Raw genomic sequence first — 15476 nt, 5'->3', positions numbered from 1 at the left:
CTCAGGATCACAGCAGGCCGGCTTGCGTCATCAGCTCGATAACTTTTTTACTGTTGAGCGTTGAAGGTTCAACTTTCGGTGCATCAAGATCTTTCAGCGGGACCAGTTTCGGGTTTGAGGCCGCGTTCACGCCCACGGCGTATTCAAAGGCGTTGTTGGTACGCAGGCTTTCCTGACCTTCTTTGCCGGTAATGTATTTGATGAAGGCCTGCGCCTGCGCTTTGTGCTTGCTGGACGCCAGCACGCCACCGCCGGAGAGGCTCACAAACGCGCCCGGGTCCTGGTGCTTAAAGTAGTAGAGCTGGGTGTTTTTGCTGTTTTCACCGGTTTTGGACTGATCGACAAAGCGGTAGTAGTGGTAAATCACCCCGCCATCAATCTGACCCGCATTGACCGCTTTCATCACGGTGCTGTTGCCTTTATAGGCCAAGAAGTTGGCTTTCATCGCCTTGAGCCATTCCTGGGTGGCCTTCTCGCCCTTCAGGGCCAGCATCGCGCTCACGATAGCCTGGAAATCCGCGCCTGACGGTGATGCCGCCCAGCGGCCTTTCCACTCGGGTTTCGCCAGATCCATCAGCGATTTAGGCAGCTGCTGTTCGCTCAGTTTCGCCGGGTTATAGACGAACACCGTGCTGCGGGCAGCAATGCCGATCCAGCGGCCATGCGCCGGACGATACTCTGCCGGTACCTGCTTCAGGGTGTCGGCATCCAGCGGTGCGAACAGGTTGGCGTTATCCACCAGCACCATGGACGGCGAGTTTTCCGTCAGGAACACGTCTGCCGGCGATGCGCTGCCTTCCTGCACCAGCTGGTTACCCAGCTCGCTGTCATCACCATTACGCAAAGTGACTTTAATCCCGGTTTCTTTGGTAAAACCGTCAACCCACGACTTCACCAGGTTTTCATGCTGCGCGTTATAAACAACGATACCGTCGTTGTTATCGGCGGCAACCGACTGTGTGGAAAGGAAAAGGGATGAGGACAACAAGGCAAGCGAGAAGCAGGACAGCAGGCGAGAATTCATGAACATATCCTTAATAGACCAACGGGAGTAACCACTCATAGCTTTGTGGGACAGGATTAAAGCATACAACAACGCTAATGATAATTAGTATCAATCCAGTTTAGGCGTAAAAGTGTAAAATTTCTTTTTTATGGAATTTGAAATGATAAAAACCCAGATTTAATAAAGGAGAAAAATAAAGATTAAGAAAACCTTAAGGGTGGAGCTAATCAAAATTAATTAGCACTCTATTTATTAAGTCGTTATTTAACAGAAAAAAAAGAATAAAAAATTCGGCCACAGGGCATTAAAAATATGATTCCCTTCATGTCATTATCTCGTTACCGCACCTGTCGATCTCAAGTGTAAGTATCTCCAGCGTTCTCAGGTTCAGGCTTCGATTCGACCATTTCACCTCGCTGTCCAGAGCGGTTACCCGTTGCTTGCTCGGGGTCATTGCCAGGTTTTCTGCTTGGAATAAAGCGCGATGCGTCTTCAAATACGTGTTCATCCCGGTTGGCAGAGCCAAGGCATAACAACACGCTATCCCTACCTATAGTTCACCCTCCTGAAAATGCACAGAAGACGCAACCTTCCGCCTCCCCATCTGAAGCGGGGATTCAAAGCGCATCGTTTCGCGTACTATTTTTTCATCCGCAGCGTGTTATTTCTGATAACCTTCTGCAATTACGGATGCAGTGCCAGCATACAGAGCACGTTTCCGGTTAACGCTTCGCTGGTTTCACTCCCACCAATCAGTATAGTGACGTGGTCCGTGATAAACCGCTCATAGAGCATATTCTCCTCTCCGCCATATCCTTTCAGCAGGCTGCTATAAAACAGCGAGTAGTAACCTTCTCTGTGCGCCTGTGCGGGCTGGCGAAAGCTATCATCCAGATGGAAGAGCGCTTTTATCAGCATCTGCAGCCCCTCACGATCGATGGTGCAGGGATCCAGCAATAGCCTGATGGAACTCTTCTCTAGCTCCACCACCTCCTGTTACGCCTGCGTCAGGTTAAGCCACGCGGTGAAGAGCTTTCCCCATAGCGCCGCAATCTGACGAACTCCGTCAAACGGACGAGCCGTAGGTAAAACGTCTACCACTGAATGTGATTCGTGTGAGATGAGTTGAGTTAAAGCCTCCCAAGGTTCGCCGATAAACAGGGCCTGCAGAGCCTTAAGGTGCACGCGATAAACACTGCCCTCCTCAAAAAGGACAATTCCGTGCAGAAGATCCCAAAGCAGGGGCGGAAAGTTAAAAGACTCTTTTTCCAGCGCAGCATGCACGTCTTCAGAGACACCTGAAGAGACGAACGCACGCTCCTTCATTACCTGATACACGTCCTGATAGCGGGTAAGCACTCATGTTTTTCCGAGTCGCGTCACTAGCTGGTGGTTTCACATATGGTAATAAACGTCGTGAAGATTTTCTTGAAAGACAGGTGGGGCATTATTAAGTCGAACAGCTTTGTCGAGCTTTGCCATGGATGCGCTCTCATAACAGGATTAATCACCATTGAGTTAAGCAGGGATATGTTTCAGTTCAAGTATGGCGCTGGAGCTATGAGGGATTTCAGGGATCAAATGGCTCTCCTAAAGGGTGCGAACCCGCGACAGACGGTTTAGAAGAACGTAGAGAACTAGTTAATGCACTGTAATATAATTAGTTTTCCCACACTCTCAACGCCTTTGTGCCATTATGTGTCGTTACTTTCCATCTCGTTTCGTCGTGATTCAACCATGTATGAAACATCTGTGACACGTAGAGTACACAGCCATGCCTCATGGTTTAACTGTGTAATTTCCTTCATACAGCATCGGACAATCATTTAACTCTACTTAACGTGAGGAACTGGAATGATCAAGTGGTGATCATGTTGCACTTGAATGGTAGACTGCCGCCTATCCAGAAACTGCTCTGCTTGCCATAATGTTACCGCATACACAATGGCCAATATGGGATCAATTAATTTAAGGCATAAAATATGACGGAGTCAAAATCTAATAACCTCGTGCGTTTTGCTGCTCTTGAGTGTGTTATAGGGTTATTTAATGTCTATAGCCGAAGTAATACGGTTGTGATTTTAACCGAAATGGTTACGATGGCAATGTGGCTTCAAATGGATTATGGTTCTATTGTGTCCATTCCTAAAAAGCGCATTAAAACAACAATACTTTAATATGTAGTTATAGGATCAATGATGCATTATCTTAAAGAATATGTAATCTATTTTTTTGTGCTATTAGTTACTCTTTATATAGTATCTAGAATTATTAAGATAGAGCCTGACAATCAAAAATATAGTTCATTCGATGGTGCTAGAGGTATCTGCGCCTCTATGGTCGCCATATTTCATATTTTCTGGAGGGATGGCAGTCATGACACAGAGTATTGGTCACTTGATTATATTTCCTCAAGCAAAACCGTTCACTACATTCTTCTTACCGGTGAGCTATCTGTCGGGATATTCTTCATACTTTCTGCTTTTCTTTTTTTCAGAAAGGCGATGGCGAAAACATTTAATTTTGAAGAGTTTTATGTTTCCAGAATCATGAGGATTTACCCGCCAGTAGCTTTTTCTATAATAATGATTTATGCATCATCCTATTTAATATCCCCAAACCATTCATATCAGATTAATGATCTAATTCAGTCATTGCCTTCGCTTTTTAATTACCCGATGACGCGTATCAATGACATACCTCTCGTAATAATGAATTCCGGTGTTCTTTGGACAATGGTGTGGGAGCTAAGACTATATGTTGCCATACCTATCATATTCATATTATTAAAAAGATTCCCTTACCCCAAATCTTTTGTGCTGATATCTATGTCCTATGTTGTCTACCAATGGTACTTTATAAGTAAAGATATTCAATTGAGCTATGTAATGTACTTTCTTGCTGGCTTTATGGTTGCAACTATAAAAAAAGAAATTAAGTTACATGATTCAATCAGTTCAATTATACTTTTTTTCGCTGTTATGTTGATAGGAAAGGCATATGATGTAATAACTCCATTATTAATGATGGTTGTTTTTTATACTCTTAAGTGCGGATGTACATACTTTGGTATACTTACGTGCAAACCAGTTAGAGTCCTTGGTGCCTGTAGTTTCTCAATTTACCTAATCCATGGAATTCCTCAGGCCGTATCTAAATACTATTTGTATGATGAGGGTTATATGATTTGGAAATTGGTATCTGTAGCAACCTTAGGTGTTATTGCCCCTATAATGTACAAATACATTGAAAAACCCACAATGCATATAAATCTGTTAGCCGCGCAGAAGGTTTCTTAAATAATATTGTAAAAAGGGGCGTACTCAGCCCCTTTTTTACCCATTGTTGAAATTTTGTATGTTTTAACTCAAAAAATAGGATGCTAATAATTTTTTTCCATTTTATATCTTCTAGTGTGCAGATGTGCCAATCATTGAAGGGGTTTACTGAATTTAGCCACCTGACACAGGTGAAATGCTCACCTCAAAACAACACAAAAGCACCAATTAAAAGAAGAAATTTTAGCTCTGAATTCAAACGCGTATCAGCTCATCTCGTTGTCGACCAACATAACACCGTCTCTGATGCTACAAGGCTATGGATACTGGACTTTCCACGATGACTAAATGGGTCAAACAACAACGTGATGAGTATCAGGGCAAAACGCCAATAGACAGGAGTTTTTCTTTTCCTGCGAGCCAGTACTTCAGACGCCAGTATCTGGAACCATTCGGTTTAACAAACAGATACAGGGCACCGCCATCCGCCAGTTTGAAGGGCACGTCCTAAGGTTTAGCTGTGCTGACCTGGCGTGCCGTTAACTGCATTGGAGGTATCTCTTTCCATTGAACCAGTATATGCACCCGAATATCCCCTCGGATTGGTATCGATTTCAATACAATTTAGTAGACGTAGGGAGAGCGAGATTTAGCTGAATAGCTTGGTATTACTGGATTGAGTAGACTTTGAGAGACGTTAGTAGAAATGAAATGGCACGCCCTGTAGGATTCGAACCTACGACCTACGGCTTAGAAGGCCGTTGCTCTATCCAACTGAGCTAAGGGCGCACTGAGAAGCGTGTACTTCGCGGCGGTGAAACGCGAAGAATTATACGGTCAATGGCAGGTGAGTCAATGCCTTTTCCGTTTTCAGGGCCAATTACCGCTAGCCGATTGTAAATACGGCTATTTTCTCAACATTCCGCCCTGTTTTACCGTAAAATTTAGCGCTGCGAAAAGGCTTAGTTGCATTTAAGTAACGCCTGCTGTTTTCCTGAACGTCAGCTCGTCACACTAGAGCCAGGTATCCCGGCCGCCTGGAGGCTGACAGACAACAGGACAATGGAGTGACAGCGCAAAACCTGATCGATACGCCCCCCCGGTTACAGTACCTCTCTCAGGACATCGTCGGCATTAAGCTTGAGCCTATCGTCGCCCTCGCCTCTTTGCGTCAGGTTGGCGTCGAGGTCCTTAGCGTCCTGGCCGATACGCGGCACAGTGAGGATTTTTTTTGCCATCGGTCCGCTGGCTGGTCGCTAACGCTGCTTGAGGCGCAGCTTGCTGCGTTAAAAAATACGCCGCACGGTCATAACCTTTTTATTAATCTGCCGATAACCGTCCTGACAGAGCCTGCGTCCTTCCAGCGGCTCATCAGACTCCCCTGCGTGCCGCTCAATATTGAGCTTGTCGACCTTGCGGCTTTTTTGGCGCTGTCCGTCGCGCAGAAGCAGCGCGTGGTTCAGAATCTGCAGCAGCTGAGCAGACAGGGGCACGCTATCTGGCTGGATGACATTGATGATGTCTTAGTGCAGTCGTTTTTATCCTGTCGACTTCCGTTAAGCGGCATCAAAATAGATAAGGAAGCATTCTGGCGTTTACGCGACACCCCTGCGCTGAGGCAACTGGTTTCCCTTTGCTTTCAGCTTGCCGGGAAAGTGCTTATCGAAGGTATTGAGACTGAACGCGATCGTACCTGGGCACTGCAGGCAGGCGCAGACTTCGGCCAGGGATATTACTGGCCGTCCTGGACATGGCCGGAGGATTAAAACGCCATTTCCAGGAGGGAGACCATGCGAATGACAGTGCGCCGTTACCGGCGGCGGCGTACAGGAAGTGATGCACTGGGATTTACGCGCTCACCTTTTGCTCCCCCCTTTTTCGACCGGCTCGAATTTTTGAGCCAGTCCATCAGCCAGCCCCGCAAAACAGACGCCCCGTTTATTCTCCTGGTGACGGAGGATCATTTCCTGCGCACCGGTTTTCTCAACGGGCAGTTTCCCCTGAGCAGCTGCTGCGATTACGCCACGCTGGACGACGCCCTTGTCGCACAGACCCAATGGCCCTCCGCCCGTCTGGTCGTGGATATTGAAAGCCGGTCAACGGGGCTTCTGGAGAAACTGGATCAGTTGAGAAGGCATAGCCTGTTTCCTCCGTTCCTGACGCCCTGGCTGTTAGTCCGGGCCGATAATTACGACACCCGCCTTTTCTGCAAAGCGGCAGGTCCCTTTCATGTGCTCGAGCGCCAGCTGAACGCCGCGGCACTCCAGCACAGCCTGCTGGATGCCCGCCCGCCACAGGGCTCCGACAAAGACTGGTTCAACCGCAATGAATGGCCGATCCTGCAGGAACTTTCCCGGGGCAAGACGTTACGTCAGATTGCCCTTATGCAGAATCGTCCCTATAGCCGCATTATCTATCGTCTTAGCTGCATCCTGGTGAAGCTGGGACTGAGTCATCGACAGGAATTGTTGCATCTTCTTAATAACCTCTCAGACTGCACGTTTTCACTCACGTCCTAACCCCTTATTTCCTAAAGCGCTTTAAGAATTTACTTACCATTCGTGTTTCAAAAATGTTAATTTTTAACAATAAAGTCGAAATTATAACTATTCCTAATTTATGGGCGAGAACCTTGTGAAATGCCACAAATTGAACGAACGGCAGCACTTTCCTCCATCCGTTAAGTGAATGCAGACAGCGTTAACAAGATGATAATGATGTAAAAACAAGCAGCTTAGCGACTGCGCCCTGGAGGGAAAAGCGAAGCAGATAGCATGTTCTCCTGTGCAGGAGTTGCGGAGCTGAAGGTCAACCTTCACGCTTTCAGATGAAGGTCTGACGGCCTGCGAGGGCAATTGTTCACCTCATCAGACCGGGCGAGTCCCCCAAAATGATGCGTACTTTTGTTAACAATTGATCAACATACAGAGATATCTGTTATTTTTTGTTATTACATAAAGATGAAAATATGCGGTAAATGGGATAACAGGATATTTCCGCTAAATTTAAAAAAATAGCGATTCAGATCCAGAAGATAATACAAACCAATATCCTGTGATTAATTTACAGGGTTTTCGGAAAAAACTTACCCTGTATAATAAGAAGCGTACCAAATCTGAATAAGAAAAACCTTTTTGCCAACACCAGCCAAATGAGATGACCGCGCTGAGGCATAGTTCTTTTCATTACGTAAACAAGGATGCTTTCGCTCTTTCCAGGGAAATACTACGGTATAGGGATCTGCACATTATATCCTTCCGGCATTTCGAGAGTTTTACCAAACTCTGCATAACGCTTTTAACAATCTGAGGCATTAAAAATGAAACCGGCATCCGTTATCATTATGGACGAACATCCTATCGTCAGAATGTCGATAGAAGTCCTGCTACAGAAAAATAAGAATATCACAGTCAAGCTCAAGTCTGGCGATAGCCATGAAGTCCTTGACTGTATCCGTAATCACCCTATCGATCTGGTGATCCTTGACATTGAACTCACGGGCACGGATGCTTTCGCTTTACTTAAGAGAATCAGAAACTTAAACAAAGACATTAAGGTTCTGTTCCTCTCATCTAAATCAGAGTTATTTTACGCGGGTCGCGCCATTCGCGCCGGGGCAAATGGCTTCGTCAGTAAACGAAAAGATTTGGGTGAGATCTACAACGCCGTAGAAATGATCCTGATGGGCTATTCCTTTTTCCCATCGGAAACGCTGAACTTTATAAACCATTTGGGTTCAGGGAAAGGGATGGCAGTCGATATGCCATTATCAAATCGCGAGGTCACGGTATTACGCTATCTGGCGAATGGATTATCCAATAAGGAAATTGCTGAACAGCTACTATTAAGCAACAAAACCATTAGCGCGCATAAATCCAATATTTATTCCAAGCTGGGCGTGCAAAGCATCGTGGAATTAATTGATTACGCCAAAGCGCACGAGCTGCTTTAACCTGAATTCACTCCCTGCAGCTTATCTGAGCTGCAGGGAGTGCGGTCAGTGCTAATTATAGTTAATCATAAAGGTGGCATCCGCATCGGCTCGTCCGGGCTGAGGGTTATCTGCAGTGGCAATATAATTGGCATAAAACGACAATGTTGCATTCCCCTGCGCATCAACCGAGACCGGCTGGCTGGCCTGCTGAAGAGCCAGACGCGTTTTATCCGCATCCCTGATCTCTACCGCGACACGGCTCGCTGTACTGGCGTCGTTCAGCGCCAGCAAACCGTTATTGCTCCCGTCGGCTTTGCCCGAAAACGTAATCGACGCGGCGCCCGGCGGACAGCCGGTCAGCTTCAGCGTAAACGGCATGGGCTGCGTGCGGCTCCCGGTGGTGCTGAGCTGTTTCGTGGGCCAGGTGCCCAGCGTGACGGTCTTGTCGCTGTCGCTGCCTTCCGCGACGCAGGTAAAATCAACAATATTGCCGTAGAGCCGAATGTTAATTTCGCCCAACGCGGTGTCCGCCTGAGCCTGTGTGCAAAGCGCAAAGAGCGCCACGGTGAGAAAACGGATCCCGTTTCGCATATCGGCTCCTTAGTCGTAATCCACGCGCAAATACCCGCGCGAGGTGAAACGCCCTTCCGCTGGCTTGTTGCCCGTCACGCTCACCGGCCAGACGCGGATCCCCACCTTTGCCTGCGCGCTGTCGTCGAGGCGGAACGGAATTTTGCTTGTCAGGTTGTTAGGCGTTAGCGGCGCACCGCTCTCGTTGGCAATGATGAACCCGACGTCCGGGTTATCCGACACCAGCACATTATCAGAGACTTTCTCCGCCTCTACGCGCATCGTCAGCATGGCGTTTGCCTCCACGTTGGTGCATTTGATCGCAATGGTTTTGCTTTGCGATGAGACGCCCTCCGGTTTGTTACCTACGCCCGCCTTGCTGAACAGGGAGGCGCCAATGTCGCCGAAATCAAACTCCACCACGTTCCCGGCGTTGATAGCGCAGCTTTGCGGCACCTGAATGGTACCGCTGTAGCTGATGGTATAGACCGGCGTGGTGAGCGGATCCGAGGAGGTGGTGGTGACGTAAACGCGGAACATGGTGGCGCGCGGGATCACGACCATATTAATAAAACGTCGGGTTACCTTAAGGCGGAAGACAAGGCTGGAGTCCTGAACGCCAAACGGCCTGTTTTTGGAGACGTTAGGATGGCTCCCCATCTGGATATAGTTTTTTGGCGGATAAAACACGCCAGCATAGCTGTCCGTGATTTTCATGGCTCCGTCCAGATAGTCGTTCAGCTTCAGATACTGATAGCCATCGCTCGTTCCCGTAACCTGATAATCGGTCACATAGCTACGCTTGGTGGTATTCCCGACCGTGCCCTTCGGGCAGACGGCATTGACCCCTACCCACTGCGACTTCTCGCTGAGCGTCACGACCTGTCCAATCTGGTTATTCGAGCTATTGAATTTGTCCGTCAGGTCGTAATGCACCTCCGTCGGCACGCCTTTTTCATTGACGCACACGGTGGCGAATGCATTTGCCGCAGGCAGTAGCGCCAGAAGCGACAAGCCTAAGATGTGGGTTTTATTCACAGCGAATCCCCTTCATTGTGATTGCCTGTTGCAGGCTCTTTTCAGGCAAGCTGTAAGGCGCGCGACACTGAGACTGCGCCCCGTCGCCCCACTGGATCAGCAGCTCGCCCTCCAGCGGCAGCCCGCTCAGGTAAATTTGCCCGTCATCCCCCACCATGCTGGTGACCCCGCTTTGCGTTTCGCGGACCACCGCGCCAAACGGCACGGGCTGGTTGCCGCGCGTTACCGTCAGCAGGGCGCGCACGCCAATGCGAGTATCAAAGCTGGCGCGCACCAGCGCGCCTTTGGTCGGCACCACGCTGCTCACGTTGTTTTCGATGTCGGTGTTGTTGCTCATGGTGTTGGTATCCAGCGCCACGCGGTTGTAGCGGTAGACGGTGGCATACGGCATCACCGCATAGCCTCGCCAGTCGGTTCTCACGCCGGTCTGGTTTTCCACGCTGACGCCGGATGCCCCCGGCGCTTTGATCAGCACGTTGGTGTCGCCCAGCGGCTGGCTGAAGGTCACGCCGTCGGCATGACCGACGACCCCGCCGGAGAGCTGCCAGTTGAGATCGTGTTGATCGTCGCTGTAGTTGTAGCCCACGCCCAACGTGCCGTAGGTCGCCTGCCAGTTGGCGCTGGCGCTTCCGCTTGACCCGTTGGTGCTGGTGTGTCCCTGAGTCACGCTGTAGTTCAGGTTGCGGTCCTCCAGCAGCGTGCCGCTGACGCCGGTTTGCCAGCTTGTGTCGCCATCGCTGTTCCGGCTGGCGGATGCCGTGGCGTAGGCACGGTCAATCGCGCTGTCCCGGCGATAGCCCTGACGGGTAAAGATACTGAACGGCACGGAGACGTTAAACGACGCGATCCGGTCGGTGCCGTCGATCCCGACGGATTTGTTCCACGACCACGAAACGGAGTAGTTGATCCCCTTCATGCCCCCCGCATACCCCAGCTGGTACCAGAGGTTCGACTCGTCGGTACCCCAGTAGGTCTGCTCGCTGCCGGAGATATAGACCGAGCCGTAATCCCCCAGCGACTGAGAAACGTTAAGCTGGAAGCGGCCTTTTTTATTCCACGTCAGGTTGTGATAGCTCTGCACGTCCGGCACATCGTTATCGTCCTGGCTGTCGGCATACTGATAGCCTTCCATTGAGCGCCATGCCACATCGTCCAGGGTGTAAAACCCTTTTGTGGAGTAACGGTAGCCCAGCAGCTGGAAGTTGGTGCCAAAGCCGTTAAGGGATTTCGCATAGAGGAAGCGCAGGGACTGTCCTTCATGCTTGCTGTCGTCCGCGAGCTGGCTGCGGGCGTGGGTGATATCGAGCGAAACCGCGCCCCAGTCGCCCAGGTTTTTTCCGGCCCCGACGGCGACCGCGGTATAGCGTGACGCCAGCTGCGTTCCGCCGTAGAGCGTAAAGCCGTTGGCAAGCCCGGTAATCAGGGTGCCCTGGGTGAAGAACGGCGTATCCTGATCGCTGTTACCGCTGCGGTAATCCCCCGCGACGAGGTCATACTTCCAGCGCCCTTCACGCTGCAGAAGCGGCACGGTGGAGTACGGCACGGTATAGCGCTGCTGGGTACCGTCTTTCTCTTCTACCGTCACTTCCAGGTCACCGCTTGAGGAGGTGGGGTTGAGATCGGTAATCGCAAATGCGCCCGGCTGCACATAGCTTTGATAGATCACGTAGCCATTCTGACGCACCACCACTTTGGCGGGCGTCCGGGCGATCCCGCGTACGGTGGGCGCGTAGCCCTGCAGGCTGTCCGGATACATGCTGTCAGACGAGAAGAGCCGTCCGCCGCGGAACCCCATGCTGTCGAAGACGTCATTACCGGTATTGCTGTCGCCCAGGACCAGTTCGCTTTTCAGCGGGATCACGGTGCGCTGCGCCCAGGTGCCAATATTCTGCCACTCGCTGTGCCGCTGCCCGTTGGTCTGCGTGTATCGCCATGCGCCGTTGTTGCGCAGGCGCCAGGCGCCATAGTTCAGCCCGCTCTGCAGGTTGAGGTAATAGCTGTCGTCTTCGCTGCCCCGGTTGCCCGTAAAGCTGTAGTTCAGCAGCGCGGCGGGAATGCCTTCATCCCACTGTTCCGGCGGAATGTAGCCCCGGGCGCTGTTCTGCAATGCCACCTGCGGCAGGCTAACGTTCAGGCGCTGTGAGGCAAAGTTGAATACCGTTTCGCTGCCGGGAATGGCCGTGGTCAACGGGACGCAGGCCTCACCCTGGACCTGAGCCAGCTCGGGAAACGCCGCAACGTTGACGCCAAAGCGGTCCAGCATCGCGCGCGTAATACACGGCGATAGCCCGCCCGCCACCGGCGGCGTGTTCTCTGCCTGCTCAAAACGCACGTCCTGAGTCCCGATAAATTCATCGTTACGCCAGATATCCACGCGATAAACGCCGGGTGCCTGCTGGTGTCCTTGTTCAAAACGCGACAAATCCGCCACGCTGGCGGTGTCGTCGGACAGGAAGGCCGGGTTGAAATAGCTTTCGCTCCAGCCAGCCTGCGGCCAGAGCGCAGCCATCAGCGCCAGTGCAACCGGGCAGTAACGTCCCTGATGGTTTTTCATCGCCCTGACTCTGCTCACAGGTTGACGCTACGCGCCGGCGTGATGGCACCGTAGTCATTCACGCTCTGCCAGGAGAGCGTGCCGCCGGCACCGGCTGGCAGCACCTGCTGTGCCGCGCTTTTCGGCGCCACCATCAGGTTATCCAGCGTCTTCCCGCCCAGCTTCAGATTGACGAGGGTGATGTAATACGGAGACGCGTTGCTGACTTTGAGATGGTTACCCGCGCGCTCAAACCGCAGCTGGGAAAGCGCCTCTTCCGGCTGCATTGCCAGGTTGTTCGGGCGCACAAACAGCTTGATGCGCGAGAGAATAGCCAGCTGCAGCACGTTATTGTTTTCCGTTTTGGCTTTGTTCACTGACGGGATCGCTTTCACGTTCATGTAAAACAGCGATTCACGGTCGGCAGGCAGCGCAGGCCCGGCGTAAATAATGCGCAGCGTGTTTTCACTGTCCGGCTCGCTAACAAACAGGGGCGGCGTGACGGCAAATGTTTTTTCTTTTTGCCCGTTCGCATTTTCGATCCACGCGTTAATTAAATAGCGCTCCTGTTTATTGCTGTTGGTGATCGCCAGCGACGTTTGCTTCGCGTCCGCCGGGTAAATAACGCGGGTGGCTCCCAGCGCAATACCGCCGGATGCATTCGCGCAGGCAGAAACCATCATTAAAATAAACGATAAAAAAAGTCCTGGTTTAATTAGGGTATTCATCACAACCGTACCTTTAATAATGTGTTCGCAGGTGTTATGGATAAATCAACGTAAACCAGACATCCGACTGAATTTTGCCTGGCTCGAGGTGTTCGGAAATAGCCCGATAGCGGGCGCTAAAATGGAACGCCAGCTCGCGGGTATCGATCGGCAGCCAGCTGACGGCCGTGGCATTTGGGATAATCTGACGCTGCTGCTCGTCAAAGAGCGCCAGCCCAACGCCGCTGCTGACAGGCGTTTCACCTGGTCGCGATGTCGCCAGAAAGACCTGAGGATCTTCTGCGGGTGTGGCCCCCTGAAACTGGATCCCCACGGTGCGCGAAACATCAACGCTGCAGTCCAGCAGCCGTACGGTGAAAGGCACATTCACCGTGGAAAAACTGCCCACGCCGGAAAATGAATTGGTTCGGTACTGCCCCATATCGATGCGCATATTCTGGCTGTCGGGCGCCACGGCGCAGCCGCCGTTCACCAGTTCACCTCTGAGATGAACCTTGCCGCCTTCGATCACCACGGTACGCGCCGATGCCGGGCAAGCCATCGCAAGGGTTAACAGCAGTAGTGTTCCTGTCCTTGTCATCCTTTGTTCCTGGCAATAGCGTATGACGGGCCTCGTCCCTGAGGCCTGAACATCCCTGTGCGGAGGAATTATTCGTATTTCATTACGAAGGTGGCGTCAGCGTTCGCCTGGCCTGGCTCGGTAGTCGCAGCCGTGGATTTATAACGCGCGGTGAACTTCAGGGTGTTCGTCCCTTCGATCAGCGTCTGCGCAGCAGAGAAGGTCGCACCGTCTGGGGTCAGAACGCTGGATTTGCTGTCGAGGATCTCAATACCCACGCCTTTCGCGGTGTTGTCGTTGCTGCCGGAGGTGACGGCCAGCAGGGTTTTGTCGGTTGGGTCGATCTGACCGGTGAACGCAACAGCGGCAGTTTTGGCCACCAGCGGATCGCAATCGTTCAGTTCAATGTTGAACGGAATATTAGAGGTGGTGTCGCCCACTTTGGTGAATTTCGCGGTACGATACTGACCCAGATTAACGGTCTGCTCGGAAGAATCAGTATTTACTGAACAAGCCGCATTAACCAGCTCACCTTTAAAATGTACGGTACCGCCATTTACGGAAACCGGCGCAGCAGGATCCGCTGCATTTGCGGCACCCGCAACCAGGGCCAAAGTTGCAATAACAGTAGAAGCAATGTTGCTGAGTTTCATGTCTATTCCTTTAAAATGTAAATAACCCTTCCCGCGAAAAATCGGGAATAAGAAATACGTTCAATTGAGTAATTGAAAGCTTATTTCGGAGGAGACAAAGTAGCTCAGGAGGTGATTTTTAAATATGTCAAAACGCTGCCATTTTACCAGGTCACATCCTAATCCCGCCTAAGAAATTGACCATCCCTTTAGAAGGGTTTTTGCGTCTTGCGGATAAAAACGCGCAAAGGGTGACTGACAGCGGGGCTCGCTTCTGACAAAATACACGCATCCCCCCTTTCGAACGTTACAGACGGAATCTTCTCTCTGATGGCAGCAAAGATTATTGACGGTAAAACGATTGCGCAGCAGGTGCGCTCTGAGGTCGCGGAAAAAGTGAAGGCGCGTAAAGCGGCCGGAAAACGCGCCCCCGGGCTGGCCGTTGTGCTGGTTGGCAGTAACCCGGCATCGCAGATTTATGTCGGCAGCAAGCGCAAAGCGTGTGAAGAGGTGGGGTTCGTCTCCCGCTCTTACGATTTGCCGGAAACCACCAGCGAAGCAGAACTGCTGGAACTTATTGACACTCTGAACGCCGATAAAGAGATCGACGGTATTCTGGTTCAGCTGCCGCTGCCCGCCGGTATCGACAACGTGAAGGTGCTGGAGCGTATTGCACCGGATAAAGACGTGGACGGTTTCCATCCGTACAACGTTGGCCGCCTGTGCCAGCGCGCGCCGCGCCTGCGTCCGTGCACGCCGCGCGGTATCGTGACGCTGCTGGAGCGTTATAACATCGATACTTACGGCCTGAACGCCGTGGTCATCGGCGCGTCCAACATCGTGGGCCGCCCGATGAGCATGGAGCTGCTGCTGGCCGGCTGCACCACCACCGTAACCCACCGCTTCACCAAAAACCTGCGCCACCACGTTGAGAACGCCGATCTGCTGATCGTCGCGGTCGGTAAGCCGGGCTTTATTCCGGGCGAGTGGATTAAAGAGGGCGCAATTGTCGTGGACGTCGGGATTAACCGTCTGGAAAACGGCAAAGTGGTCGGCGACGTGGTGTATGAAGATGCCGCCGCGCGCGCCTCTTACATTACCCCCGTACCGGGCGGCGTAGGCCCGATGACCGTCGCAACGCTGATTCAGAATACCCTGCAGGCATGCGAAGAATATCACGACGTAGAGGACGCGTAAG

The 15476-nt window shown here is 51.5% G+C and carries 14 protein-coding genes, 1 tRNA gene and 2 pseudogenes; 6 read left to right on the top strand and 11 right to left on the bottom strand.

Features of this window, described 5'->3' with window-relative positions; genetic code table 11:
• Nucleotides 1–7: 7 nt before the first annotated feature.
• The 3 genes from AA74_RS0114655 to AA74_RS1000000123705 form a co-directional block, all read right to left on the bottom strand.
• Nucleotides 8–1024 carry an iron ABC transporter substrate-binding protein gene (locus AA74_RS0114655; protein WP_025912656.1) on the bottom strand — a complete coding sequence of 339 codons (1017 nt, stop codon included), beginning with the start codon at nucleotides 1022–1024 and terminating at the stop codon, nucleotides 8–10.
• 666 nt (nucleotides 1025–1690) lie between these two features.
• Nucleotides 1691–1993, bottom strand: a complete 303-nt coding sequence (locus AA74_RS1000000123710; RefSeq protein ID WP_239658872.1) for a hypothetical protein — start codon at nucleotides 1991–1993, stop codon at nucleotides 1691–1693.
• 9 nt (nucleotides 1994–2002) lie between these two features.
• Nucleotides 2003–2332 (bottom strand): hypothetical protein, encoded by a 330-nt coding sequence (locus AA74_RS1000000123705; protein WP_025912653.1) that lies wholly within the window; start codon nucleotides 2330–2332, stop codon nucleotides 2003–2005.
• 869 nt (nucleotides 2333–3201) lie between these two features.
• Between AA74_RS1000000123705 and AA74_RS0114625 the strand changes: the two genes are divergently transcribed.
• Entirely contained in the window at nucleotides 3202–4305 is a 1104-nt protein-coding gene (locus tag AA74_RS0114625) for an acyltransferase (RefSeq protein ID WP_084832426.1), read from the top strand.
• A 206-nt stretch (nucleotides 4306–4511) separates the two neighbouring features.
• Nucleotides 4512–4675: pseudogene (locus AA74_RS01000000122210) on the top strand (IS3 family transposase); the annotation flags it as partial.
• Here the strand turns inward: AA74_RS01000000122210 and AA74_RS1000000123700 are convergent.
• A pseudogene (locus AA74_RS1000000123700) lies at nucleotides 4663–4788 on the bottom strand (Arm DNA-binding domain-containing protein); the annotation flags it as partial. The pseudogenes AA74_RS01000000122210 and AA74_RS1000000123700 sit on opposite strands and share 13 nt — an antisense overlap.
• Nucleotides 4789–4996: 208 nt before the next feature.
• A tRNA-Arg gene (locus tag AA74_RS0114620) sits at nucleotides 4997–5073 on the bottom strand.
• 278 nt (nucleotides 5074–5351) lie between these two features.
• Between AA74_RS0114620 and AA74_RS0114615 the strand changes: the two genes are divergently transcribed.
• The 3 genes from AA74_RS0114615 to fimZ all read left to right on the top strand — a co-directional run bounded on the left by AA74_RS0114615 (nucleotide 5352) and on the right by fimZ (nucleotide 8236).
• The gene (locus tag AA74_RS0114615; RefSeq protein ID WP_025912649.1) at nucleotides 5352–6050 is read left to right on the top strand and encodes an EAL domain-containing protein; all 699 of its coding nucleotides are present in this window, start codon (nucleotides 5352–5354) and stop codon (nucleotides 6048–6050) included.
• 24 nt (nucleotides 6051–6074) lie between these two features.
• Nucleotides 6075–6803, top strand: a complete 729-nt coding sequence (locus AA74_RS0114610; protein ID WP_008499340.1) for a response regulator transcription factor — start codon at nucleotides 6075–6077, stop codon at nucleotides 6801–6803.
• A gap of 800 nt (nucleotides 6804–7603) precedes the next feature.
• Nucleotides 7604–8236: a fimbria biosynthesis transcriptional regulator FimZ gene (gene fimZ, locus AA74_RS0114600; RefSeq protein ID WP_008499339.1), complete on the top strand. Its 633-nt coding sequence runs from the start codon at nucleotides 7604–7606 to the stop codon at nucleotides 8234–8236.
• 51 nt (nucleotides 8237–8287) lie between these two features.
• Here fimZ and sfmF read toward each other — a convergent pair whose 3' ends face one another.
• The 6 genes from sfmF to fimA form a co-directional block, all read right to left on the bottom strand.
• Nucleotides 8288–8809 carry a fimbria assembly protein gene (sfmF, locus tag AA74_RS0114595; protein WP_008499338.1) on the bottom strand — a complete coding sequence of 174 codons (522 nt, stop codon included), beginning with the start codon at nucleotides 8807–8809 and terminating at the stop codon, nucleotides 8288–8290.
• A 9-nt stretch (nucleotides 8810–8818) separates the two neighbouring features.
• Complete coding sequence (gene fimH / locus AA74_RS0114590) at nucleotides 8819–9826, bottom strand: type 1 fimbria D-mannose specific adhesin FimH (protein WP_021241603.1); 1008 nt, start codon at nucleotides 9824–9826, stop codon at nucleotides 8819–8821.
• Nucleotides 9819–12380, bottom strand: a complete 2562-nt coding sequence (locus AA74_RS0114585) for a fimbrial biogenesis usher protein (protein WP_023343522.1) — start codon at nucleotides 12378–12380, stop codon at nucleotides 9819–9821. Before AA74_RS0114585 ends, fimH begins: the two co-directional genes overlap by 8 nt.
• A gap of 14 nt (nucleotides 12381–12394) precedes the next feature.
• Nucleotides 12395–13087, bottom strand: a complete 693-nt coding sequence (gene fimC, locus AA74_RS0114580) for a type 1 fimbria chaperone FimC (RefSeq protein WP_023326827.1) — start codon at nucleotides 13085–13087, stop codon at nucleotides 12395–12397.
• A 34-nt stretch (nucleotides 13088–13121) separates the two neighbouring features.
• Nucleotides 13122–13667 carry a type 1 fimbrial protein subunit FimI gene (gene fimI / locus AA74_RS0114575; protein WP_025912648.1) on the bottom strand — a complete coding sequence of 182 codons (546 nt, stop codon included), beginning with the start codon at nucleotides 13665–13667 and terminating at the stop codon, nucleotides 13122–13124.
• A 68-nt stretch (nucleotides 13668–13735) separates the two neighbouring features.
• Nucleotides 13736–14299 carry a type 1 fimbrial major subunit FimA gene (gene fimA / locus AA74_RS0114570; RefSeq protein WP_008499333.1) on the bottom strand — a complete coding sequence of 188 codons (564 nt, stop codon included), beginning with the start codon at nucleotides 14297–14299 and terminating at the stop codon, nucleotides 13736–13738.
• 309 nt (nucleotides 14300–14608) lie between these two features.
• On the opposite strand from fimA, the gene folD reads away from it, so the two are divergent.
• Complete coding sequence (gene folD / locus AA74_RS0114565; protein ID WP_008499332.1) at nucleotides 14609–15475, top strand: bifunctional methylenetetrahydrofolate dehydrogenase/methenyltetrahydrofolate cyclohydrolase FolD; 867 nt, start codon at nucleotides 14609–14611, stop codon at nucleotides 15473–15475.
• Nucleotide 15476 lies beyond the last annotated feature (1 nt).

It is taken from the genome of Enterobacter sp. 5-4 (genome assembly GCF_000612205.1).
Taxonomy (GTDB): Bacteria; Pseudomonadota; Gammaproteobacteria; order Enterobacterales; family Enterobacteriaceae; genus Enterobacter; species Enterobacter roggenkampii.
This window is presented reverse-complemented; position numbering and strand designations above follow the sequence as displayed.

Excerpts from the sequence above, each read along its gene's own strand:
- fimA (WP_008499333.1), bottom strand. The coding sequence starts at position 14,299 with ATGAAACTCAGCAACATTGCTTCTACTGTTATTGCAACTTTGGCCCTG.
- AA74_RS0114585 (WP_023343522.1), bottom strand. The coding sequence starts at position 12,380 with ATGAAAAACCATCAGGGACGTTACTGCCCGGTTGCACTGGCGCTGATG.
- fimZ (WP_008499339.1), top strand. The coding sequence starts at position 7,604 with ATGAAACCGGCATCCGTTATCATTATGGACGAACATCCTATCGTCAGA.
- folD (WP_008499332.1), top strand. The coding sequence starts at position 14,609 with ATGGCAGCAAAGATTATTGACGGTAAAACGATTGCGCAGCAGGTGCGC.
- AA74_RS0114610 (WP_008499340.1), top strand. The coding sequence starts at position 6,075 with ATGCGAATGACAGTGCGCCGTTACCGGCGGCGGCGTACAGGAAGTGAT.
- AA74_RS0114625 (WP_084832426.1), top strand. The coding sequence starts at position 3,202 with ATGATGCATTATCTTAAAGAATATGTAATCTATTTTTTTGTGCTATTA.
- fimI (WP_025912648.1), bottom strand. The coding sequence starts at position 13,667 with ATGACAAGGACAGGAACACTACTGCTGTTAACCCTTGCGATGGCTTGC.
- AA74_RS1000000123705 (WP_025912653.1), bottom strand. The coding sequence starts at position 2,332 with ATGAAGGAGCGTGCGTTCGTCTCTTCAGGTGTCTCTGAAGACGTGCAT.
- sfmF (WP_008499338.1), bottom strand. The coding sequence starts at position 8,809 with ATGCGAAACGGGATCCGTTTTCTCACCGTGGCGCTCTTTGCGCTTTGC.
- AA74_RS0114655 (WP_025912656.1), bottom strand. The coding sequence starts at position 1,024 with ATGAATTCTCGCCTGCTGTCCTGCTTCTCGCTTGCCTTGTTGTCCTCA.
- fimC (WP_023326827.1), bottom strand. The coding sequence starts at position 13,087 with ATGAATACCCTAATTAAACCAGGACTTTTTTTATCGTTTATTTTAATG.